This window comes from Novosphingobium sp. HNCC26DJ243 (assembly GCF_057180545.1).
In genome coordinates, this window is the sequence record NZ_JBXUGN010000001.1 from 843,019 (window position 1) to 863,446 (window position 20,428).

The 20,428-nt window shown below is 64.4% G+C and carries 21 protein-coding genes and 1 riboswitch; of the genes, 10 read left to right on the forward strand and 11 right to left on the reverse strand.

The genetic code is table 11. The features are described from left to right. Positions 1–59: 59 nt before the first annotated feature. A riboswitch (cobalamin riboswitch) is annotated at positions 60–257 on the reverse strand. Between the two features lie 311 nt (positions 258–568). From AC2A04_RS04000 to AC2A04_RS04040, 9 genes are all read left to right on the forward strand, one after another. Next, positions 569–1,774: a cell wall hydrolase gene (locus tag AC2A04_RS04000; protein WP_484211019.1), complete on the forward strand. Its 1,206-nt coding sequence runs from the start codon at positions 569–571 to the stop codon at positions 1,772–1,774. A 269-nt stretch (positions 1,775–2,043) separates the two neighbouring features. Beyond that, positions 2,044–2,355 carry a hypothetical protein gene (locus AC2A04_RS04005; protein ID WP_484211020.1) on the forward strand — a complete coding sequence of 104 codons (312 nt, stop codon included), beginning with the start codon at positions 2,044–2,046 and terminating at the stop codon, positions 2,353–2,355. Between the two features lie 315 nt (positions 2,356–2,670). Then, positions 2,671–3,633: a malate dehydrogenase gene (mdh, locus tag AC2A04_RS04010; RefSeq protein WP_484211021.1), complete on the forward strand. Its 963-nt coding sequence runs from the start codon at positions 2,671–2,673 to the stop codon at positions 3,631–3,633. Positions 3,634–3,758: 125 nt separating this feature from the next. Then, positions 3,759–4,649 (forward strand): succinate--CoA ligase subunit alpha, encoded by an 891-nt coding sequence (gene sucD, locus AC2A04_RS04015; protein ID WP_484211022.1) that lies wholly within the window; start codon positions 3,759–3,761, stop codon positions 4,647–4,649. Between the two features lie 217 nt (positions 4,650–4,866). Next, complete coding sequence (locus tag AC2A04_RS04020; RefSeq protein ID WP_484211023.1) at positions 4,867–7,719, forward strand: 2-oxoglutarate dehydrogenase E1 component; 2,853 nt, start codon at positions 4,867–4,869, stop codon at positions 7,717–7,719. A 36-nt stretch (positions 7,720–7,755) separates the two neighbouring features. After that, positions 7,756–9,000, forward strand: a complete 1,245-nt coding sequence (gene odhB, locus AC2A04_RS04025) for a 2-oxoglutarate dehydrogenase complex dihydrolipoyllysine-residue succinyltransferase (protein WP_484211024.1) — start codon at positions 7,756–7,758, stop codon at positions 8,998–9,000. 120 nt (positions 9,001–9,120) lie between these two features. After that, positions 9,121–10,521 (forward strand): dihydrolipoyl dehydrogenase, encoded by a 1,401-nt coding sequence (gene lpdA, locus AC2A04_RS04030; protein ID WP_484211025.1) that lies wholly within the window; start codon positions 9,121–9,123, stop codon positions 10,519–10,521. A 113-nt stretch (positions 10,522–10,634) separates the two neighbouring features. After that, positions 10,635–10,832, forward strand: coding sequence for a hypothetical protein (locus tag AC2A04_RS04035; protein ID WP_484211026.1), 198 nt, complete (start codon positions 10,635–10,637; stop codon positions 10,830–10,832). 16 nt (positions 10,833–10,848) lie between these two features. Further along, on the forward strand, positions 10,849–11,475 hold the full coding sequence (locus AC2A04_RS04040) for a trimeric intracellular cation channel family protein (RefSeq protein WP_484211027.1): 627 nt from the start codon (positions 10,849–10,851) through the stop codon (positions 11,473–11,475). A 112-nt stretch (positions 11,476–11,587) separates the two neighbouring features. On the opposite strand, the gene AC2A04_RS04045 is transcribed toward AC2A04_RS04040, so the two are convergent. From AC2A04_RS04045 to AC2A04_RS04080, 8 genes are all read right to left on the reverse strand, one after another. Further along, a complete protein-coding gene (locus tag AC2A04_RS04045) occupies positions 11,588–12,589 on the reverse strand; it encodes an NADPH:quinone oxidoreductase family protein (protein ID WP_484211028.1) in 1,002 nt (333 codons plus the stop codon). A 93-nt stretch (positions 12,590–12,682) separates the two neighbouring features. Next, a complete protein-coding gene (gene leuD, locus AC2A04_RS04050; protein WP_484211029.1) occupies positions 12,683–13,291 on the reverse strand; it encodes a 3-isopropylmalate dehydratase small subunit in 609 nt (202 codons plus the stop codon). 40 nt (positions 13,292–13,331) lie between these two features. Continuing rightward, positions 13,332–13,493, reverse strand: coding sequence for an LPXTG cell wall anchor domain-containing protein (locus AC2A04_RS04055; protein WP_448996402.1), 162 nt, complete (start codon positions 13,491–13,493; stop codon positions 13,332–13,334). Between the two features lie 27 nt (positions 13,494–13,520). After that, on the reverse strand, positions 13,521–14,051 hold the full coding sequence (locus AC2A04_RS04060; protein WP_484211030.1) for a DNA-deoxyinosine glycosylase: 531 nt from the start codon (positions 14,049–14,051) through the stop codon (positions 13,521–13,523). A gap of 109 nt (positions 14,052–14,160) precedes the next feature. Then, positions 14,161–15,246 (reverse strand): zinc ribbon domain-containing protein, encoded by a 1,086-nt coding sequence (locus AC2A04_RS04065; protein ID WP_484211031.1) that lies wholly within the window; start codon positions 15,244–15,246, stop codon positions 14,161–14,163. A gap of 56 nt (positions 15,247–15,302) precedes the next feature. After that, positions 15,303–15,833, reverse strand: a complete 531-nt coding sequence (locus AC2A04_RS04070; protein ID WP_484211032.1) for a hypothetical protein — start codon at positions 15,831–15,833, stop codon at positions 15,303–15,305. Positions 15,834–15,836: 3 nt separating this feature from the next. Then, positions 15,837–17,270 (reverse strand): 3-isopropylmalate dehydratase large subunit, encoded by a 1,434-nt coding sequence (gene leuC, locus AC2A04_RS04075; RefSeq protein WP_484211033.1) that lies wholly within the window; start codon positions 17,268–17,270, stop codon positions 15,837–15,839. Positions 17,271–17,366: 96 nt separating this feature from the next. Then, positions 17,367–17,750, reverse strand: coding sequence for a hypothetical protein (locus AC2A04_RS04080; RefSeq protein WP_484211034.1), 384 nt, complete (start codon positions 17,748–17,750; stop codon positions 17,367–17,369). Positions 17,751–17,884: 134 nt separating this feature from the next. Here AC2A04_RS04080 and AC2A04_RS04085 point away from each other — a divergent pair, with 134 nt between their 5' ends. Next, a complete protein-coding gene (locus tag AC2A04_RS04085) occupies positions 17,885–18,403 on the forward strand; it encodes a sterol desaturase family protein (RefSeq protein WP_484211680.1) in 519 nt (172 codons plus the stop codon). 54 nt (positions 18,404–18,457) lie between these two features. Here AC2A04_RS04085 and AC2A04_RS04090 read toward each other — a convergent pair whose 3' ends face one another. The 3 genes from AC2A04_RS04090 to AC2A04_RS04100 form a co-directional block, all read right to left on the reverse strand. Beyond that, positions 18,458–18,853, reverse strand: a complete 396-nt coding sequence (locus AC2A04_RS04090) for a hypothetical protein (protein WP_484211035.1) — start codon at positions 18,851–18,853, stop codon at positions 18,458–18,460. 171 nt (positions 18,854–19,024) lie between these two features. Continuing rightward, entirely contained in the window at positions 19,025–19,477 is a 453-nt protein-coding gene (locus AC2A04_RS04095; protein ID WP_484211036.1) for a hypothetical protein, read from the reverse strand. A 307-nt stretch (positions 19,478–19,784) separates the two neighbouring features. Further along, positions 19,785–20,351, reverse strand: a complete 567-nt coding sequence (locus tag AC2A04_RS04100) for a hypothetical protein (RefSeq protein WP_484211037.1) — start codon at positions 20,349–20,351, stop codon at positions 19,785–19,787. Positions 20,352–20,428 lie beyond the last annotated feature (77 nt).

The window sequence follows — 20,428 nt, forward strand, 5'->3', positions numbered from 1 at the left end:
GGAGCGCTGGGCCATTGAAGACGCGCCTGCCGCATGCGCCCGGTACACCCCGCCCGGCCGCGGAACGACGACCATCGGCAGGTTTCCTGGCTCCCGGGTCATCGCGTGCCGCCCACCTTCCCAGCGCCGGGATCGAATCCGGTGCCAGTGGCATATCGGGCGACGCGCTATCCGGTTACAGTTGCGGGGGCAGCGCCGGATTTGGACCGGCTTCCCTCTTAGCCCGGGTCAGCGGGCACCAGTGGCGTCAGGGGCGTGACTAACGGGAACTTTGCTGCACTGCAAGAGTGACCGTGCACATTTGGGCAGGTCGTGCCCCCTGTCTTGGTCGTTGCGAGCCCGCGCAGCGGGCGAAGCAATCCAGTGCAATGCGGCATGACTCTGTATTGCTTCGTCGGCTTTGCCTCCTCGCAATGACGAACAAGCGCGGAGCCTGGTAGCCGCCTGATTTCGAGTTAACCGGATCGAAGGGGGCTGTGCCGCATCGGGACAGGCGCAAAAGCGCGCGTGCGGGACACGGGGCGAAGGGTTAGCGCAAAACAGGATTATCAGGATCTACACGTCGCCCATGCCCTTGGAAATCGCCTTTCGGCCGATTGAACTGCCCTCCGCCGCAGACGTGCAGGCGGCGCGGGCGGAGCACGCGTGGCCCGAAGACGCCAGGCCGCGCGATTTTGCGGCACGCATCAGGCGGCGCGACATGCGTTCGATCCGGCGAGCCTTGCGCGCACCGTCGCTGGTGCGGCAGCGCGTGGCAGGCGTGGCGATGTTCGGGATACTGGGCATGGTGCTGGGCCCCGTGGGCTGGGGCGAGCCGGGCGGCATCTCGGCGGCCTCGGCGCATGAGCGCAGGGCAGGCCTGCAACCGTTCGAGCAAGCGGGCGAGAGCTTTCCGGGATCGGCGTTCTACTGGCTTGCGCCCGAGGACACCGGGCTGATCGCGCCGACCGAGGCGCAATCGGCGTGGGATTCGCGGCGCGACGACGATGAAGGAAGTGCGGGTGCGATAGCACGCCCGGTGATCGCGACCGGCACGGGCGAGGATCGCTTCCGCGCGCTGCAGTGCCTGACGGCGGCGATCTATTACGAGGCGGCGAGCGAGCCCGACGGTGGGCAACGCGCGGTGGCGCAAGTCGTGCTCAACCGCGTGGCGCACCCGGCCTATCCAAACACCGTGTGCGGCGTGGTCTATCAGGGATCGGAGCGGCCTTCGTGCCAGTTCAGCTTTGCTTGCGACGGATCGCTGGCGCGCAAGCCGATGAAGGCGTTCTGGGACCGCGCCCGGCGCGTGGCTGCCGATGCGCTGGCAGGGTACGTCTATGCCCCGGTGGGGCTGGCGACGCATTATCACACGACTGCCGTGCATCCCTATTGGGCGCCGAGTCTGAGTTTCATCGGCACGATCGGCGCGCACCGGTTCTATCGCTGGGGCGGCGCTGCGGGCAAGCCGGCGGCGTTTACCGCGCGCTATGCCGGCGGCGAACCGATTGCCGCACCGCATCCCCGCAGCTGGACACCCTCGCCCGCCGACGTCGCCGATCCGCTTGCGCTGGAAAAGGCGTTCGAGGAGGGACGGGTCGTGGCGGCTTCGGCGACGAACGCGGATCCGGTATATGTCGAGCCCTTGCAGCAGCGCGGCGGCGATGCAGTGTTCCGCGCACAGGCCCTGCCGGGGGGCAAGCCGGTGGCGGGCGAAGCACCGGCATCAGGCAGCGGATCGGTGCTGCCCGGCTACGAGAACGCCAACAAGTGGATCGCGCAGCCCGGGGCCTGATCGGCGGCGCCGGGGACGGAATTTCGCCTTGGTCGAGGCGGAAGATACAGATTGGCTGGATTTGACCGGTCAGCGCCCGGCGCCGCCGCCCTTCCGCCCTCACGAAACGCCGCCACCCCCCACCCGTCGCAAAATCGTTTCGCATCGCGTGGTTATTGCTTCCTTTACCGTGTCGTCCAACGGAACCTTAGCCTGATCCACTCTAGAGGTCCTTGCGTGGAGGATGGCACCGGGTCGTGATCGGCGCCATCAAGGAGACAAGAACAACCATGGTGCGATTTGCCCCCCGCTACGGCATCATTTCCCCCTGCATGGCGCGGCCGATCCTGCGCCGACACGTGCGGGCGGTGAACGACAATGCCGAGGAATGGTCAGGTTCGTGGCCGCAGGAAAACGAGGCGCTCGATACCGCGCTGCGACTGTTTGCGGCGCATGGCTTTTCGGCGGCGGCGCGTGCGCGCGATGCGGCGGTGATTGCCGAGTGTGGGGGCGACGACGATCGCGTCGGCTTCTGGATGGACGTGTGCCGGACGCTCGACCGGCGCATGGCGCGCGAGTTTGCGCAGGCGCGCGTGCGCTGAGCGGTTGTCCTTCGCTCTTTGCGCCGCAAGAGGCTCCGGCAGGAATGCCGGGGCCTTTTTGCTGGTTCGATGCTGGCGCGGGCAAGACTATTGCTATTGCGAACTGTTATCGCAAAAACCCCGGAACCAGCGGTTTTTCGCGGTTGCATTCGTACGCGCGCGGGCCTACGGGCCGAGTCATTCGCCAGCACTTCCCTGTCTCGCGGGGCATGGGGGAGGACTGGGCCGGGTTTCATGTGGCGCGCCGTGCCTGGCCGTCCGGGAATGCGGTTGTCTTGTATGCTTGTCCCCGCGAACGGGAAAGGACCGTAAAGCATGGCACGCAAGAAGATCGCGCTTATCGGCGCAGGCAATATCGGTGGTACGCTTGCCCACCTCGCCGCCCAGAAGGAACTGGGTGATATCGTCCTGTTCGACGTGGTCGAAGGCGTGCCCCAGGGCAAGGCGCTCGACCTTTCGCAGTGTGGCCCGGTCGAAGGCTTCGACGCCCGGATCACCGGCACCAACGATTATGCCGACATCGCCGGCGCAGACGTCATCATCGTCACCGCCGGTGTCGCACGCAAGCCCGGCATGAGCCGCGACGACCTGCTCGGCATCAACCTCAAGGTGATGAAGGCCGTGGGCGAGGGCATCAAGGCCAACGCGCCCGACGCATTCGTCATCTGCATCACCAACCCATTGGACGCGATGGTCTGGGCGCTGCGCGAATTCTCCGGCCTGCCCCACAACAAGGTTGTCGGCATGGCAGGCGTGCTCGACTCGGCACGCTTCTCCACCTTCCTCGCCTGGGAGTTCGGCGTTTCGATCCGCGACGTGAACACCTTCGTTCTGGGCGGCCACGGCGACACGATGGTTCCGGTCACCCAGTATTCGACCGTCAACGGCATTCCGGTGCCCGATCTGGTCAAGATGGGCCTGTCCAGCCAGGAAAACATCGACGCGATCGTGCAGCGCACCCGTTCGGGCGGCGGCGAGATCGTCGGCCTGCTCAAGACCGGCTCGGCGTTCTATGCGCCTGCCGCATCGGGCATTGCGATGGCCGAAGCCTACCTCAACGACCAGAAGCGCATCCTGCCTTGCGCAGCCTACGTCGATGGCCAGTACGGCGTTGACGGGCTCTATGTCGGCGTGCCGGTGCTGATCGGCGCAAACGGCGTGGAGAAGGTGATCGAGATCGAACTCGATGCCGACGCCAAGGCGGGCCTTCAGGTCTCGGTCGATGCGGTCAAGGAACTGCTGGAAGCCTGCAAGGGCATCGACGGCAGCCTCGCTTAAGTTTGAAATGCGCCCCCGTAAAAACGGGGGCCTCGGGCCGGTTCTCAAGGCTTCGCCCGGCCTCAAGAGGTCCCCGCCTCCCAACTGTTTCAGGCGCGGGGACGCAAATATTCAGGAGTGAATGCATGTCCATTCTCGTCGACAAGAATACCAAGGTCATCACGCAGGGCATGACCGGCAAGACCGGCAGCTTCCACACGCAGGCCGCGCTTGATTACGGCACGCTGATGGTTGGCGGCGTCACGCCCGGCAAGGGCGGCACCGATCACATCGGCCTGCCCCAGTTCAACACCGTGGCCGAAGCCAAGGCCGTGACCGGCGCGACCGCATCGTGCATCTACGTGCCGCCCGCCGGTTGCGCCGACGCGATCCTCGAGGCGATCGACGCCGAGATGGAGCTGATCGTGGCGATCACCGAAGGCGTTCCGGTGATGGACATGGTCAAGGTCAAGCGCGCCCTTTCGGGTTCGAAGAGCCGCCTGATCGGTCCGAACTGCCCCGGCGTGCTGACCCCGAACCAGTGCAAGATCGGCATCATGCCCGGTTCGATCTTCAAGGAAGGCTCGGTCGGCGTGGTCTCGCGCTCGGGCACGCTGACCTATGAAGCGGTGTTCCAGACCTCGGCCATCGGCCTTGGCCAGACCACGGCTGTCGGCATCGGCGGCGACCCGGTCAACGGCACCAACTTCATCGACGTGCTGGAGCTGTTCCTGGCCGACGACGCAACCAAGTCGATCATCATGATCGGTGAAATCGGCGGCGACGCCGAAGAGCAGGCCGCACAGTTCCTGATCGACGAGGCCAAGCGTGGCCGCAAGAAGCCGATGGCCGGCTTCATCGCAGGCCGCACGGCGCCTCCGGGCCGCCGCATGGGCCACGCCGGCGCCATCGTCTCGGGCGGCAAGGGCGATGCCGAAAGCAAGATCGCGGCGATGGAAGCTGCCGGGATCAAGGTCTCGTCCTCGCCGAGCCTGCTGGGCGAGACGCTGGCCGAAGTGCTGAAGGAACGCGTCTGATCGCGTGAATGCTACCGCCCGGATAGGCTGCCTTACGTAGGCACCTCCGGGCGGATGCTTTGCTTCTGGCTGCTATCGCGCTTCGCGACGAATGACGCAGGCGGCCACAGGATTTTGCGGGAACGCCTTGCGATCTCGCGGGTAAGGTTTCTTCCGTCATCAGGCGGGAGCGCGGTTGTCCGAAGCCCCCTCCTCCCCGGGGGATCAGGAGATGATGATGGGTTCTGAACTGCACGAATTCGACGTGGATCCCGCCCAGGAAGGCCCGCAGCCCGGACCTTCATGGGCGAGCAAGCGGTGGCCGGTGACGGACGCGGCGGCGGGCGACGACCTGACGCAGGCGATGGACCCGATGGCGATGAAGCTCATCGTCGAAAAGGCCGCGAAGAAGGCAGGCGCGCAGCTCGACGAAGCGGCGCTGCAGCAGGCCGCGATGGATTCGATCCGCGCGATGACGATCATCCGCACTTATCGCGTACGCGGCCACCTGGCTGCCGACCTCGATCCGCTGGGCCTCGCCCGCCAGAAGCTGCCCGCCGACATTTCGCCCGAATACCATGGCTTTACCGCTGCGGACATGACCCGCAAGATTTACATGGGCGGTGCGCTTGGCCTCGAATGGGCGACCGTCAATGAACTGGTCGCGATCCTGCGTGCCAACTACTGCGGGCATGTCGGCTTCGAGTACATGCATATCGCCGACGTGGAGGAGCGCCGCTTCATCCAGGATCGCATCGAAGGTGGCGACAAGTCGATCGACTTTACGCCCAACGGGAAGAAGGCGATCCTCGCGGCAGTCGTGCGCGGCGAGCAGTACGAGAAGTTCCTCGGCAAGAAGTACGTCGGCACCAAGCGCTTCGGCCTCGACGGCGGTGAATCGATGATCCCGGCGCTCGAAGCAATGATCAAGTACGGCGGCCAGCTTGGCGTGCGCGAGATCGTTTACGGGATGGCCCACCGTGGCCGCCTCAACGTGCTCGCCAACGTGATGGCCAAGCCATATCGCGTGATCTTCCACGAGTTCTCGGGTGGCACCGCCAACCCGCAGGACGTGGGCGGATCGGGCGACGTCAAGTATCACCTCGGCACCAGCACCGACCGCGAGTTCGACGGCATCAAGGTGCACATGAGCCTTGTGCCCAATCCTTCGCACCTCGAGACGGTCGATCCGGTGGTTCTCGGCAAGGTTCGCGCGCAGCAGGTGTTCCGCGACGACATCGGCAGCGACGTGGGGCCGGATGCGCGCCACAAGCAGGTGCTGCCGGTGCTGATCCACGGTGACGCGGCTTTTGCCGGGCAAGGCATCGTGTGGGAGTGCTTCGGCCTTTCGGGCGTGCGCGGCTACAATACGGGCGGCTGCATCCACTTCATCATCAACAACCAGATCGGCTTCACCACCAGCCCGCAGTTCTCGCGCGGATCGCCCTATCCGTCGGACGTGGCCAAGGGCGTGCAGGCCCCGATCCTGCACGTGAACGGCGACGATCCCGAGGCGGTAACCTTTGCGTGCAAGCTGGCGATCGATTATCGCCAGAAGTTCGGCCGCGATATCGTGATCGACATGTGGTGCTATCGCCGGTTCGGCCACAACGAAGGCGACGAGCCTTCGTTCACGCAGCCTTTGATGTACGCCAAGATCCGCCAGCACCCCCCGGTGAGCGACATCTACGCCAAGCGCCTTGTCGGCCAGGGCGTGATCGACGCCAATCACAAGGGCGAGGTCGAGAGCCACTTCACCGCCGCGCTCGAGACCGAGTTCGAGGCAGCGAAGGGCTACAAGGCCAACGAGGCCGACTGGTTCGGCGGCCGCTGGTCGGGACTGAACAAGCCCGCCGATCCGGTGACCGCGCGCCGCAACGTGCCCACCGGCATCGACCAGAAGATGTTCGACAGCCTTGGTCGGACGCTCACGACCGTTCCTGCTGACCTGACCGTACACAAGACGCTGGGCCGCGTGATCGATGCCAAGCGCGAGATGTTCACCAGCGGACAGGGCTTCGACTGGGCGACCGGCGAGGCGCTGGCCTTCGGCAGCCTTGTCATGGAAGGTTACGGCGTGCGTCTATCGGGCCAGGACTGCGGTCGCGGCACGTTCAGCCAGCGTCACGCCGTGTGGGTCGACCAGACCGACGAACGCAAGTACGTGCCTTTGACGACGTTGCCACATGGCAGCTTCGAGGTGCTGGACTCCACGCTCTCGGAATATGGCGTGCTCGGCTTCGAGTATGGCTATGCCAGCGCGGACCCCAAGAGCCTTGTGCTGTGGGAAGCGCAGTTCGGCGATTTCGCCAACGGCGCGCAGATCGTGATCGACCAGTACATTGCCGCATCCGAAGCCAAGTGGCTGCGCGCCAACGGCCTCGTCATGCTGCTGCCGCACGGCTATGAAGGCCAGGGGCCGGAGCATTCGTCGGCAAGGCCCGAGCGCTTCCTGCAGCTTTGCGCCGAAGACAACCTCCAGGTGTGCAACATCACCACGCCGGCCAACTACTTCCATGTGCTGCGCCGGCAGATGCATCGTTCGTTCCGCAAGCCGCTGATCATCATGACGCCCAAGAGCCTGCTGCGTCATCCGATGGCGAAGTCTGTCGCTTCGGACTTCATCGGTGACGGCCATTTCATGCGCATCCTTTCCGACACCAACGGTTCGGCGGACAAGGACACGCGGCGCGTGGTGCTGTGTTCGGGCAAGGTCGCCTATGACCTGATCGAGGCGCGCAATGCCGCCGAGATGACCGACACTCAGGTGATCCGCCTCGAACAGCTTTACCCCTTCCCCGGCGAGCCACTGGCGCTGCGTCTTTCGCGCATGCCCAACCTTGAAGAGGTGGTGTGGTGCCAGGAAGAGCCGCGCAACAACGGTGCGTGGTTCTTCGTCGAGCCGCTGATCGAGGAATCGCTCAAGGCGGCCAAGAGCAAGGTGGCGCGTCCGCGCTATGCCGGGCGTCACGCCTCAGCATCGCCGGCGACGGGCCTCGCCAGCCGCCACGCCAGCGAGCAGGGCGCGCTGGTGGCCGATGCGCTGGGCCTTTCGGTCCGCAGCGAAATCCGCCGCCAGAAGAAGAACTGATTTTCAGGATTTTTCCTTCCCCCGAGGAATTGCATTATGTCGATTGAAGTGAAGGTTCCGACGCTGGGTGAAAGCGTCAGCGAAGCTACCGTCGGGCAGTGGCTGAAGAAACCGGGTGAGGCCGTGGCGCTGGACGAGCCCATCGTCAGCCTCGAGACCGACAAGGTTGCGGTCGAAGTGCCCGCGCCTGCCGCGGGCGTGCTCGGCGCGCTGGTGGCGAACGAGGGCGACACGGTTGCGGTCGGCGCTTTGCTGGCGCTGATCGAGGACAGCATCGCTGCTGCGGGCAATCAGGCCCCTGCCCCGCGCACCGAGGCACCGGTTGCACCGGCATCGGACACGCTGCCCAAGGATAGCGCTCCGGCTGCAGCCAGTGGCGACGTTTCGGTGCTTTCGCCCGCGGTGCGCCGTGCGGTTCTCGAATACGGCATCGATCCTGCCAGCGTGAAGGGCACCGGCAAGGACGGCCGCCTGACCAAGGAAGACGTGATGGCCGCCGCGCAGGCCAAGCAGGCTTCGCCGGCTCCGGCGGCAAGCGCGCCTGCCGCCGCTGCTGCGCCGGCTGCCGCCGTTGCCGGTGGCCGCAACGAAGAGCGCGTGAAGATGACGCGCCTGCGCCAGACCATCGCCAAGCGCCTCAAGAGCGCGCAGGAGACCGCAGCCCTGCTCACCACGTTCAACGACGTGGACATGAGCGCGGTGATGGAAGCGCGCGCCAAGTATAAGGACGTGTTCGAGAAGAAGCACGGCGTGAAGCTGGGCCTGATGTCGTTCTTCGCCAAGGCTTCGGTGCTGGCGCTGAAGGACATTCCGGCGGTCAACGCGCAGATGCAGGGCGATGAAATCGTCTATTTCGACTATGTCGACATCTCGGTCGCGGTCTCGGCTCCGAACGGGCTGGTCGTGCCGGTGGTGCGCAATGTCGACAAGATGAGCTTTGCCGATATCGAGAAGGCGATTGCCGACTACGGCAAGAAGGCGCGCGACGGCACGCTGACGATGGCCGACATGGCGGGCGGCACCTTCACGATCTCCAACGGCGGCGTGTTCGGCGGCCTGATGTCGACCCCGATCATCAACCCGCCGCAGTCGGCCGTGCTCGGCCTGCACCGCATCGAGGACCGCCCGGTAGTGCGCAATGGCGAAATCGTGATCCGCCCGATGATGTATATCGCGCTGTCTTACGACCATCGCATCATTGACGGACGGGAGGCGGTTACGGCACTCAAGACGATCAAGGAAGCGATCGAGGATCCAACGCGGCTGCTGATCGATCTGTGAGCTGATGTTGCGCAGCATCCATCGACAAGCTCAGGATGAGCGGATGTTGCGCTTGTGATTTGAATTCCAGGCCGGGCATGCTGAGGTTGTCGAAGCATGTTCGCGCAAGGGAGCCGGAAAATGGCTGAATACGACTACGACGTTCTTGTCATCGGTGCCGGTCCCGGCGGTTATGTCGCGGCGATCCGCGCGGCGCAGCTGGGGCTTAAGACCGCTTGCGCCGAGGGCCGCGAGACGCTGGGAGGCACCTGCCTCAACGTCGGGTGCATTCCGTCGAAGGCGCTGCTGCACGGGTCGGAGAAGTTCGACGAGGCGGTGAACGGGACGTTCGATACCTATGGCATCAAGACCGGCAAGGTCGAACTCGACCTGACCGCGATGCAGGCGCAAAAGCTGGATTCGGTCAAGCAGCTGACCGGCGGCATCGAGTTCCTGTTCAAGAAGAACAAGGTGACCTGGCTCAAGGGTTACGCGCAGTTCGAGGACGCGCACAGCGCTACTGTCGCGGGCCAGAAGGTCACCGCGAAGAACATCGTGATCGCAACCGGTTCGAGCGTGACGCCGCTGCCGGGCGTGAGCGTGGACAACGACGCGGGCGTGATCGTGGACAGCACCGGCGCGCTGGCGCTGGATCGCGTGCCCGGCCACATGGTGGTGATCGGCGGCGGCGTGATCGGGCTTGAGCTGGGTTCGGTCTGGCGTCGCCTGGGGGCCAAGGTGACGGTCGTGGAATTCCTCGACCAGCTGCTGCCCGGCATGGACGGAGACGTGCGCAAGGAAGCCGCCAAGATTTTCAAGAAGCAGGGCATGGACCTGAAGCTCGGCACCAAGGTGACCGGCGTTTCGGTGAGCGGCAAGACCGCGACGCTGACCGTCGAGCCTTCGAAGGGCGGCGAGGCTTCGACGATCGAGGCCGATTGCGTGCTGGTGGCGATCGGCCGTCGTCCCAATGTCGATGGCCTCGGCCTCGACAAGATCGGGCTGGAGCTGAACGCACGCGGACAGATCGAGACCGATCATGACTTTGCCACCAAGGTCCCTGGCGTCTGGGCGATCGGCGACGTGATTCCGGGTCCGATGCTGGCGCACAAGGCCGAGGACGAAGGCATTGCCGTCGCCGAGAACATCGCAGGGCTGACCGGCATCGTGAACCATGACCTGATTCCGGGCGTAGTCTATACTTTCCCCGAATTCGCAGGCGTTGGCCTGACCGAGGAAGCAGCGAAGGAAAAGGGCGAGATCAAGGTCGGCAAGTTCCCGATGCTCGCCAACAGCCGCGCCAAGACCAACCATGAGCCGGACGGCTTCGTGAAGGTCATTTCCGATGCCAAGACCGACCGCGTGCTGGGCGTGTGGTGCATCGCTTCGGTTGCCGGAACGATGATCGCGCAGGCGACGCAGGCGATGGAATTCGGCGCGACCAGCGAGGACATCGCCTATACCTGCCACGCGCACCCGACGCATTCGGAAGCGCTGAAGGAAGCCGCGATGGCGGTGACGGGCAAGCCGATCCACATGTGATCGCGCCTCCAGAGAAGATTGCAAGGGGCCGTCCTTCGGGGCGGCCCTTTTCGTTTGAACGCGCGCCGCGACGCGCCTAGGTGCAGGCCATACGAGTTGAAGGAATTGCCGACATGTCGATCAAGCTTACCCTGACCGAAGACGAGACCGAGATCCTGATCGATGCGCTGGAAGCCGACATGGAAGGCTATCTGGAATCGGCCAAGGAAGCGCGCGGAAACAACAACCGCGAGGACGTGAAGACCTTTACCGAGGCGGCCGAGCGCATTCAGGCGCTGAAGAGCCGGCTCGAAACGCTGCTGGGCGAGTAAGCCAGACTTGCCGACGATGCCGACGCCAGACCTGTCCGCGCTGATCGGCGGGCTGGATCTTGTCGGCATCGCGGTGTTCGCGCTGACGGGCGCGCTGCTGGCGGCCAAGCTGCGGCAGACTTTCGTGACGATGGCGTTCTTCGCGCTGGTGACCGGCGTCGGTGGCGGATCGGTCCGCGACCTGCTGATCGGTGCGCCGGTGTTCTGGGTGCGCGATCCGTGGGTGGCCCCGGTGTGCCTCGGCGTTGCGCTGGTCGCATGGTTCACGCCCAACCGCTGGTGGGAAAAGCCGGTGCTGGAATGGGCCGATGCGGCAGGGCTTGGCGCCTATGCCGTGCTCGGCACCGCCAAGGCGCTGGCCTTCGGCGTGGCGCCGGTTCCGGCGGTGCTGATGGGGGTTATTACCGGCTGCGTTGGCGGGATCATTCGCGATGTGCTGGCCGGACGACCCTCGATCCTGATGCGGCCCGAATTGTACGTGACGGCGGCGGCACTGTCTTCGGTGGTCTGCGCAGGCGGCGCGGCGCTGGGGCTCGAGAAGGCCGTGGTGTGGCCGGTGGCGGCACTGGCGGGCTTTGGCTTGCGCGGGGCGGCGATCTGGTGGCGGCTTGGACTGCCGACTTATCAGGCGGATGGCGCCTAGAGCAGAGCGCAGAATCCTCGCACCACACTTCGTGATTCTGAATTACCGCACGCCGGGCTGGAACCAGCAGCCCTGCCCCGCCCCCTCCCGCAAGCAGGAGGGGAGATGAGTGCTAACCAATCATTTCGACGACGACCTTGCCCATGGCCTGACGGTTTTCGAGCGTGGCGATAGCTTCGCGGCCTTCGTCGAGCGCGAAGCGTTGCGACACGCGGGGATTGATCTTGCCGGCTGCGAGCAGGTCAAAGAGTTCAGCGACCTGGGCCTTGAACTTTTCAGGTTCGCGCGCGGTGAAGCCGCCCCAGAACACGCCGCAGACATCGCAGGACTTGAGCAGAGTGAGATTGAGCGGCATCTTCGCGATGCCCGCAGGGAAGCCGACGACAAGGAAGCGGCCTTCCCAGGCGATGGCGCGGAGCGCAGGCTCGGAATAATCGCCGCCGACGATATCGTAGACTAGGTTCGCGCCGGTGGGACCGCACGCGGCCTTGAACGCATCGGCCAGCGCCTTGGACTGCGCCTTGTCGAATGGCGGGCGGCCATAGATCACCACATCATCGGCCCCTGCCTCGCGTGCGACCTGTGCCTTTTCCTCGGTCGAGACGGCGGCGATGACGCGAGCGCCGAAGGCCTTGCCGAGTTCGATAGCGGAGAGGCCGACGCCTCCGGCCGCGCCAAGCACCAGCAGGGTATCGCCCGGCTTGATGTGGCCGCGATCCTTGAGGCCGTGGATCGTGGTGCCGTACGTCATCAGCAGCGAAGCGCCGGTGGCGAAATCGACGCCATCGGGCAGCGCGAAAAGACGGCTGGCAGGGGCGACAACCTTTTCGGCAAGACCGCCGTTGCCGATCATGGCGATGACGCGGTCCCCGACCGACCAGCCGGAAACGCCCTCGCCCAGTGCCTCGATCGTGCCGGCCAGTTCGCTGCCGGGCGCATAGGGGCGCTCGGGCTTGAACTGGTAGAGATCGCGGATCATCAGCGTATCGGGAAAGTTGATCGAACAGGCGTGGACGCGGACCACGACTTCGCCCTTGCCCGCTACCGGATCGGGCAGATCGTCCAGCACCAGCGTTTCAGGGCCGCCCGCGGCGTGAGTGCGCAGAGCCTTCATCTTGCATTCTCCCGATACTCATGCGGAATCGATCCGCTCAAGGCAGAGGGAAGCAAGTTTTCGGGCGCTTGGGAAGCCCTGTTAAGCGTTCGCTTAAGCTGCCGCTACGGCATCGGTGCCGCGCGCAAGGAAGGGAAGCTGATCGCGCATTTTCGCTTCATGCGTGGAGATCGCGGCATCGCGGGCCATGGTCAGGCCGACCTCGTCGAGCCCGTTCAGCAGGCAATTCTTGCGGAAAGCATCGATTTCGAAGCTGAAACGGTCCTGAAACGGGGTGGTGACGGTCTGCGCCTCAAGGTCGATCATCACCGGATCAGTGACTGCAACTTCCATCAGACGGTCGATGGCTTCCTGAGGCAGGACGACGGTGAGGATGCCGTTCTTGAAGGCGTTGCCCGAGAAGATATCCGAAAACGACGGCGCGATGACCGCCTTGATACCGAGGTCCATCATGGCCCATGCGGCATGTTCGCGACTGGAGCCGCAGCCGAAATTGTCGCCCGCGATCAGGATCGGCGATCCTGCAAATTCGGCGCTGTCGAAGATGTTGTCGGGATCGGTGCGAAGGGTTTCAAAGGCCCCGCGGCCAAGGCCCTGACGGGTGATCGTCTTGAGCCACTTGGCGGGGATGATCACGTCGGTATCGACGTTCTTGCGGCCGAACGGGATCGCCCGTCCTTCGATGTGGTTCACCGGTTCCATGCGCGTCGCTATAGCCTGAGGCTGGCCCGATGCAAGAACCTCAATCCGTCTCGGGCGCGTCGACCGGGGGAGCCTTGGGTTCGGTCTTTTCGGCGCGTTCCTTGCGGCGCGAGGCATAGAGCAGCGCCGCAGCGAGCGCCGCCGAGCCGATTGCCGCGCCTGCCATGGCTGCCTTGCCGGTCCAGTCGGTCTTCTTGGTCACGCGCGAAACTCCTTGAAATCGTTGCGCCTAGATTGGCGGGTTGATTGGGGATTGCAAGGATGGGTCGAGGAATTTCCGCAAGCCTGTCCATTGCGCGAGCTTGCCCTCGAACGAGAGCGCGGCGTGGGCGGGGCTGCTGGACGGGAGTTGCAGCAAGGCCAGGCCCCCTGCCCGCCCAAGTTGCGGCGCGCCGATCCGCGCGGACGTGGCGCCGTTGAAGGCGACCGCGCGCAAGGTGGGAAGTGCGGATATCAGTGCGGCCAGCGCGTTGGGTTCCACATCGCGGATGGCGGCATCGAGGCTGCCAGTGCGGGTGGCGGTGCCGACCGAGTCCCACAGGCCGATGCCGTGATCGAGCAACGCGGCGAGGCGGGCATCGTATTCCAGCGCCACAAGGTCCTGCCCGATCACCGCGCTGACTAGCCGCCAGAACTGGTTGCGTGGATTGGCGTAGTAACGCGCAGCAGCAAGGCTCGCCTCCCCCGGCAGACTGCCGAGGATCAGGACGCGGGTGCGGCTATCGGCGACGGGGGCGAAGGAGGCCTTGCGTTCAATCATGGTCGCGAGGATTCGTCATTGCGAGCGGAGCGAAGCAATCCAGATCGTATCGGCGCGGCTCCGGATTGCTTCGTCGGCCTCGCCTCCTCGCAATGACGATGGGTTGGCGTCATGCGGGAGCCGCAGATGTTCCATGATGGGCGACATCATCATCGCGGGCCGGTTCACCGCAGGTCATGCAAAAGCGGAAGAACGCCATCTTGCGCGTGTTGCAGCTATGGCAGTGATCGAACAGGGTCATGCCGCAGTGGACGCAGAAATTGGCTTCGGCTTCGCCCGTGGTCGAGATGGGCCGGTCGCAACCGGGGCAGACCTTGGCGGCCATCTTCTTGAAGGCCTCGTCATGGGAAACGCGCTTGCGTCGCTCCTGCTCGGCCTGGGCCTCGACCTCGGTGCGGTGCGCGATATAGGCGCGCATGTTCTTGATCAGGAAGTGCCCGGCGGCGAAAGTGAGCGCAATGCCAACGACATAGCGCACGTAACCTCCATAGCTTGGCAAGTAGGGCACGAGTTCGACGAAGAACACGAAGACCGCGGCAAGGACAAAGCCGCGCATCAGCGGCCAGTGATCGCTCTTGCGCTTCCTGACGACCATCCACGTGGCCGCGGCAAGCATCGGCAGGGTGATCAGGAGGCGCAGGCCGAAGACGCGCAGTTCCTGCCAGAACATCGCCCGTTCCTGCGCGGGCATGGCGTCGGTAACGAACAGGTTCTCGCGCGTGCGCAGCGCGGATTCACGCTGGTCGAGCGCAGCACGCTGGTTTTCAAGATCGGCAATGGCCTGCTGGACCGTGCGTTCGTTGTTCTTGAGCAGCTCCAGCGCGCGGGTGCGCGAGAGCACTTCGGGGTCCTGCTGCGGGTTGGTGGTGGCGGTGCGCGCGGCGATCCATGCGCGAAAGGTCTCGTTGGCGGTGGCCGAGGCGCGCTGGGCCTGATCGAGTTGGAGGCGCTGGATTTCCAGCTTGTCGTCGATGGCAGTCTTCTGCCGTTCAAGGACGGTGATGTCGGCGCGGACCTGACGCAGCGCGGGGGTTTCGGCCGGCCGCGCCGAGACGACCTGGCTCTCGACGATCGGCAGATCGCCGATGACCAGATTGCCAAGGCCGATGATGAAACCGGCAAAGACGATCGAGACCGCCCAGAGCACGCCGCGATAAAGCCGTTCGGGTACGCGTACGCCCTTGGTCATTGCCATGTGCCTCACCCCTCCAGTTATTGCCGGAGGCTATGCGGCAAGCGCCGACTTGTAAATCAGCGCTGGATCAGCGGGCTGACGGGATCGCGCGCGGCTTCCCACTGGCTCCATCTGTCGCCAAGGCCGGGGTGGTCCATCGCGCCTTCGCGCATGGCGGCGGCGGCCTGCGCGGCGGGGAGCGGCGGTAGCGGGCCGCCATCGCCCATCAGCAGTTCATCGCCCAATAGGCGGAACTCGGACGGGCCGGGGTGGAAGGCCTGGACCACGGTCATGACGCTGCCGCCATACTGGACGACGTCGATCACGAGGGCATCGACATCGCCCTTGGGGGTGCCGACGCGGACCTGACGGGCGATTGCACAGTCGGGCCACTGCGAAGCCCCGCCGGTGATGAAGGCCTTGGCCTGTTCATCCTGTTCGAGCGTGGTTGCGCCTTCGAACGTGCTCAACGAGCGGTTGCCATCGCCGCGCATGCACAGCGATTGCGGCTGGTAGTGGCTGCCGGCGGGCAAGTCCGACACGGTCCAGAAAGCATGGGCCATGAGGAACCCGGCAAGCTGGAGCGCGGCTGTCGGCAGGCCCGCCATGGATCAGGCCATCAGCTTGCGCACGTCGGTCAACCTGCCCGTGACCGCAGCGGCGGCGGCCATGGCAGGACTGACGAGATGCGTGCGTGCGCCGGGGCCCTGGCGGCCGACGAAGTTGCGGTTGGAGGTGGACGCGCAGCGCTCGCCCGCGGGCACCTTGTCCGGGTTCATGCCGAGACAGGCCGAGCAGCCGGGTTCGCGCCATTCGAAGCCCGCCTCGATGAAGACGCGGTCGAGGCCTTCTTCCTCGGCCTGCTTCTTTACAAGGCCCGAACCGGGGACGACGATCGCCCACTTGACGTTTTCGGCCTTGTGGCGGCCTTTGAGGATCGCGGCGGCGGCACGCATGTCTTCGATGCGGCTGTTGGTGCAACTGCCGATGAAGATGTTTTGGACCTCGACGTCCTCCATGCGCTGGCCGGGCGTGAGGCCCATGTAGGCGAGGCTGGCGCGGGCGGCGTCCTGCTTGGACGGATCGGCGAAGCTTTCGGGCGCGGGGACGAGGCCGGTGATCGGCAGGACGTCCTCGGGGCTGGTGCCCCAGGTGACCGAGGGGGCGATGTCCTTTGCATCGATCACCACGACCTTGTCGTACGTAGCGCCGGGATCGGTGGCGAGGCTCGTCCACCAGGCCACGGCCTTGTCCCAATCGGCACCCTTGGGCGCATAGGGACGGCCCTTGAGATAGGCGAAGGTCTTTTCATCGGGCGCGCACAGCCCGGCGCGCGCGCCGTGTTCGATTGCCATGTTGGAAATGGTCAACCGGCCTTCGATCGACAAATCGCGGATGACCTGTCCGGTATATTCGATGACCGAGCCGGTGCCCCCGGCCGCGCCGAGAACGCCGGTGATGTGCAGCACCACGTCCTTGGCGGTGACGCCAGGCAGGAGCGTGCCATCGACGCGGACTTCCATGGTCTTCGACTGCTTGAGCAGCAGGGTCTGCGTGGCGAGAACATGCTCTACCTCGCTCGTGCCGATGCCGAATGCCAGCGCGCCGAGCCCGCCATGGCAGGCGGTGTGGCTGTCACCGCAGACGATGGTGGCGCCGGGGAGCGAGAAGCCTTGCTCCGGCCCGACGACGTGGACGATGCCCTGCTCGTCGTCGGCATCGCCGATATAGCGGATGCCGAATTCAGGCGCGTTGCGTTCGAGCGCTTCGAGCTGCTGCGCGGATTCGACGTCGGCAATGGGAATGCGGCTACCGTCGGCGGTGCGGCGCGCGGTCGTCGGCAGGTTGTGATCGGGCACGGCGAGCGTGAGATCGGGGCGACGCACCTTGCGGCCCGAAGTGCGAAGCGCTTCGAAGGCCTGCGGGCTGGTCACTTCGTGAACGAGGTGACGATCGACGTAGATGAGGGCCGTGCCGTCATCGCGCTGTTCGACAACGTGGGCGTCCCAGATCTTCTGGTAGAGGGTGCGTGCGGTGTTCGACATGGGATGAGCGGTTAGGCCCGCCCTCCCCGCAATTCAAGCAGGAAAGGGCGGGCCAGCCGGCGGGCGGGCGTAATTTTGTTGCGCGCGCGATTGCATTTATCCGCGACGCCCGTCGCGATCCCAGCGTTCCTGACGGAGACGCGAGGTAATCGCCGAGACACGCTGCTCAAGCGTGCGATGCTCACGGGCGCTCAGGCCATGGTTTGCATACCTTGCGTAAAGGCGGCGCACGTCCGACGCGTCGCGATGGAGGCCGTTGGCTTCGCGCTGGGAAATAGCGCGGTGCGACAGGGCTCGGTCGATCTTGCGGTCGAGGTCACGAATGTCGTCACGGATGTCAGCATTACGGCCGGGCGTAAGACGCGCGGCTTCGGCCTGGTTGCTGCCGGGGCGATATTGCTGCTGCTGGGCCATCGCGGGCGTGGCGACACCAGCGGCGATGAGAGTCGAGAGAACGGCGCTCAAAATAGTCTTGCGCATGGATTTCCTCCTTGAGTGCGTTGAGGACAAACTGGCCCCCCGCGGCTGAACCCCAGTGAAACGAGGGGTCACGACTTTCGGGCAAAGTGTAAGAAAGTGTCGCGGGCGACGTGGCCCGAGTGTATGGGCGAGCCATGCAAGTGCTGGCTGCCATCGCGATCGTCTTCGCTACCATCCTCGCCATGGAGTTCGTGGCCTGGTCGAGCCACAAGTACGTGATGCACGGCTTCGGCTGGGGCTGGCACCGCGACCATCACGAACCGCACGAGGGATTCTTCGAGAAGAACGACCTTTACGCGGTGTTCGGGGCAGCGATCTCGATCACCTTTTTCGCCATCGGGAGCCCGCTGGTGCGCGGAGAGGCGGCGTGGTGGCCGGGGACATGGATCGGCCTTGGCGTGCTGGCCTATGGCGTGATCTACACGCTGGTGCACGATGGCCTCGTCCACCAGCGCTGGTTCCGCTGGGTGCCCAAGCGCGGCTACGCCAAGCGGCTGGTCCAGGCGCACAAGCTGCACCACGCGACCATCGGCAAGGAAGGCGGGGTGAGCTTCGGGTTCGTGATTGCGCGCGATCCGGTGGCGTTGAAGCGGGAATTGCGAGAGCAGCGCGAGCGGGGGATTGCGGTGTTAAGGGAGGCGGTTGAGGGGTGAGCGGGTTGCGGGCTGCTTCGACTTCGGATGCGACGCCAAAAGGCTTATCAGTGGTTATCGTCGATCCCACGTCCGCATCGGCGGCTTGTTTGCGAGGGCGCGTGTCGCGTCATCGGCAAGTTCGATGTCGATGACGTGTCGCGCCGAAAAGGGCAGTTCGATGCCACTCCAGAACTTATCATTTTCCCCGATCGCGTGAGGGTCGTTATCGAGAGTGCCGAGGTAGTGTTCTCCAACTCTGCCTCGAACAAGAACCCACATTCGCTCAATCGCGACAGGCTTTTCATCATTGTCCACCGCGATGTGGAAGATCAGTTTCGCCATATCTCCGGGCATAAGGGCCGCCCGCTGCTCTAATGTCGGAATCCAGAACGTTTGTGAGGCTTCTCGGTGTCTGGCTTCACCATCCTCTAAGCACCAACCGTCGCCATCAATGTCAGGCTCTCTCATTCCAACAACTTAAGCAATGCCATGGCAGCTGGCCACCCATTTCCTGCCAAAGCGGAGACGATGCGCGAGGACTGAATGCAGCCATTGGTTCAATTGGGACGCGAATGGCCGGTATCGGGCATTCTGCAGAAAAAGCTGCCGTTCCGGATACGGCGCTAATTGCGGACATTCTTAGAGTAGCGGCTTCATTGCCAGAGTGACTTCGCGAGCAAACAAAGCTCCGTCGAACCCCCAGCTGCTTTCCCAAGCCACTTCAAAATCGCCGACGTTTGGGCCAGCCCCGTCTTGCCAACCGTTCGGCTTGCCTGTCAGGCGGCGTATACCTAATTCTGAAATGATGGTGCCAGATTCACCTTCCAGTTGAATTCCGGTTACTCCCGATAGCTGAAAGGTGACGGAAGCGTGCTTATCCAGCACGAAATACCCTTTGGCATCCACCTCGTCGGTCATTCGGAATGCCTTTAGGACAATTGACGCCGTTCCAGTTGCTAGTTCTAATTTTTCTAGGGTGGCATCGTGAAATGAAGGCGTGAAACCGAACCAATCAACAATTTCTGGCCCGCCGGGCACACCGAGAAATGCCTCGTGTTCTGTGGTCCAGTAGATGTCATCCGTCGTAGGCATGGCAACGGGTTATCACTCTCCGCCTTGGCTGTGAATGGCAGGTACCCGTCGTTCATTTCAAAATTGCCTACGGTGGAAAGCTGACGACACCATTCACTTCCCACACAAAACCCGTTCGTCCTGAGCCTGTCGAAGGACGCTACGCCGGGGTTTGGGCTTGGTCTGCGGCCTTCGCTCCAAAGCAACGTATCATGCGGGCGCGAGGTTGCAGGTGTCTGGGGCTGGTGTTGTGAGCGTCCTTCGACAGGCTCAGGACGAACGGATGGGGGATGTTGCGGGTTTGCTTGCGTTCGAGAAGCGCTCTCCCTCACGCCAACCTGATCTCATTCAATACTCCCTTCGCCAGGTTCCGAAACCTCAGCGCATCCGAGACCGAGATGTCCTGATTGTGCGCCGCCGCATTCCGCAAGGCGCGCATTTCTCCGATCATGCCGGCGGTGCGGGCGGGGAGGATGCCATTTTGGTGGAGGTGGCGGGCGGCTTGCAGGGGGTCGGCCATGGCGAGTTGGTGGGTGTGGGCGAGGCCTTGCAGCGCGTCTTCTATGCCCGACCATGAATCGAGCACGGCGGCGTTGGGGGACAGGTCGAGCAGTTTGAGGAAGCGGCTGTGATCGCCCGAGAGTGCGAGTTCGGGGCCTGAGTCCTCGGTCGCCAGCAATGGCGGGGCCTGCGATTCAAGGCTGTCGAGTTTTCGGGCGAAGCGCGCGGACTTGTCGCCCCAGCTCAGTTCGTCGAGCCGCGCCAGCAGGGCGAGCAAGTGCTTGCGGAAGATCAGCGCGATGACGAGCGCAGCCAGCGGCCAGGCGAGCGCGGCGATCAGGCTGGCCGACCATGCAAGCCAGTCGGTGGCAGGACCGATGGTCAGCGAGATCATGGGGCGAATCCGTTCCTTTCGAGTCCCGCGCAACTCTATCCGAAACGGAACAAATAAGGAACATTGATTGAGGGATG

Coding starts and splice junctions, on each gene's coding strand:
- AC2A04_RS04080 (WP_484211034.1), bottom strand. CDS start 17,750: ATGCGCAAGACTATTTTGAGCGCCGTTCTCTCGACTCTCATCGCCGCT.
- AC2A04_RS04045 (WP_484211028.1), bottom strand. CDS start 12,589: ATGAAGGCTCTGCGCACTCACGCCGCGGGCGGCCCTGAAACGCTGGTG.
- AC2A04_RS04065 (WP_484211031.1), bottom strand. CDS start 15,246: ATGGCAATGACCAAGGGCGTACGCGTACCCGAACGGCTTTATCGCGGC.
- AC2A04_RS04085 (WP_484211680.1), top strand. CDS start 17,885: ATGCAAGTGCTGGCTGCCATCGCGATCGTCTTCGCTACCATCCTCGCC.
- odhB (WP_484211024.1), top strand. CDS start 7,756: ATGTCGATTGAAGTGAAGGTTCCGACGCTGGGTGAAAGCGTCAGCGAA.
- leuD (WP_484211029.1), bottom strand. CDS start 13,291: ATGGAACCGGTGAACCACATCGAAGGACGGGCGATCCCGTTCGGCCGC.
- AC2A04_RS04040 (WP_484211027.1), top strand. CDS start 10,849: ATGCCGACGCCAGACCTGTCCGCGCTGATCGGCGGGCTGGATCTTGTC.
- lpdA (WP_484211025.1), top strand. CDS start 9,121: ATGGCTGAATACGACTACGACGTTCTTGTCATCGGTGCCGGTCCCGGC.
- AC2A04_RS04000 (WP_484211019.1), top strand. CDS start 569: ATGCCCTTGGAAATCGCCTTTCGGCCGATTGAACTGCCCTCCGCCGCA.
- AC2A04_RS04095 (WP_484211036.1), bottom strand. CDS start 19,477: ATGCCTACGACGGATGACATCTACTGGACCACAGAACACGAGGCATTT.
- sucD (WP_484211022.1), top strand. CDS start 3,759: ATGTCCATTCTCGTCGACAAGAATACCAAGGTCATCACGCAGGGCATG.
- AC2A04_RS04005 (WP_484211020.1), top strand. CDS start 2,044: ATGGTGCGATTTGCCCCCCGCTACGGCATCATTTCCCCCTGCATGGCG.
- AC2A04_RS04070 (WP_484211032.1), bottom strand. CDS start 15,833: ATGGCGGGCCTGCCGACAGCCGCGCTCCAGCTTGCCGGGTTCCTCATG.
- leuC (WP_484211033.1), bottom strand. CDS start 17,270: ATGTCGAACACCGCACGCACCCTCTACCAGAAGATCTGGGACGCCCAC.
- AC2A04_RS04020 (WP_484211023.1), top strand. CDS start 4,867: ATGGGTTCTGAACTGCACGAATTCGACGTGGATCCCGCCCAGGAAGGC.
- mdh (WP_484211021.1), top strand. CDS start 2,671: ATGGCACGCAAGAAGATCGCGCTTATCGGCGCAGGCAATATCGGTGGT.
- AC2A04_RS04035 (WP_484211026.1), top strand. CDS start 10,635: ATGTCGATCAAGCTTACCCTGACCGAAGACGAGACCGAGATCCTGATC.
- AC2A04_RS04090 (WP_484211035.1), bottom strand. CDS start 18,853: ATGAGAGAGCCTGACATTGATGGCGACGGTTGGTGCTTAGAGGATGGT.
- AC2A04_RS04060 (WP_484211030.1), bottom strand. CDS start 14,051: ATGATTGAACGCAAGGCCTCCTTCGCCCCCGTCGCCGATAGCCGCACC.
- AC2A04_RS04100 (WP_484211037.1), bottom strand. CDS start 20,351: ATGATCTCGCTGACCATCGGTCCTGCCACCGACTGGCTTGCATGGTCG.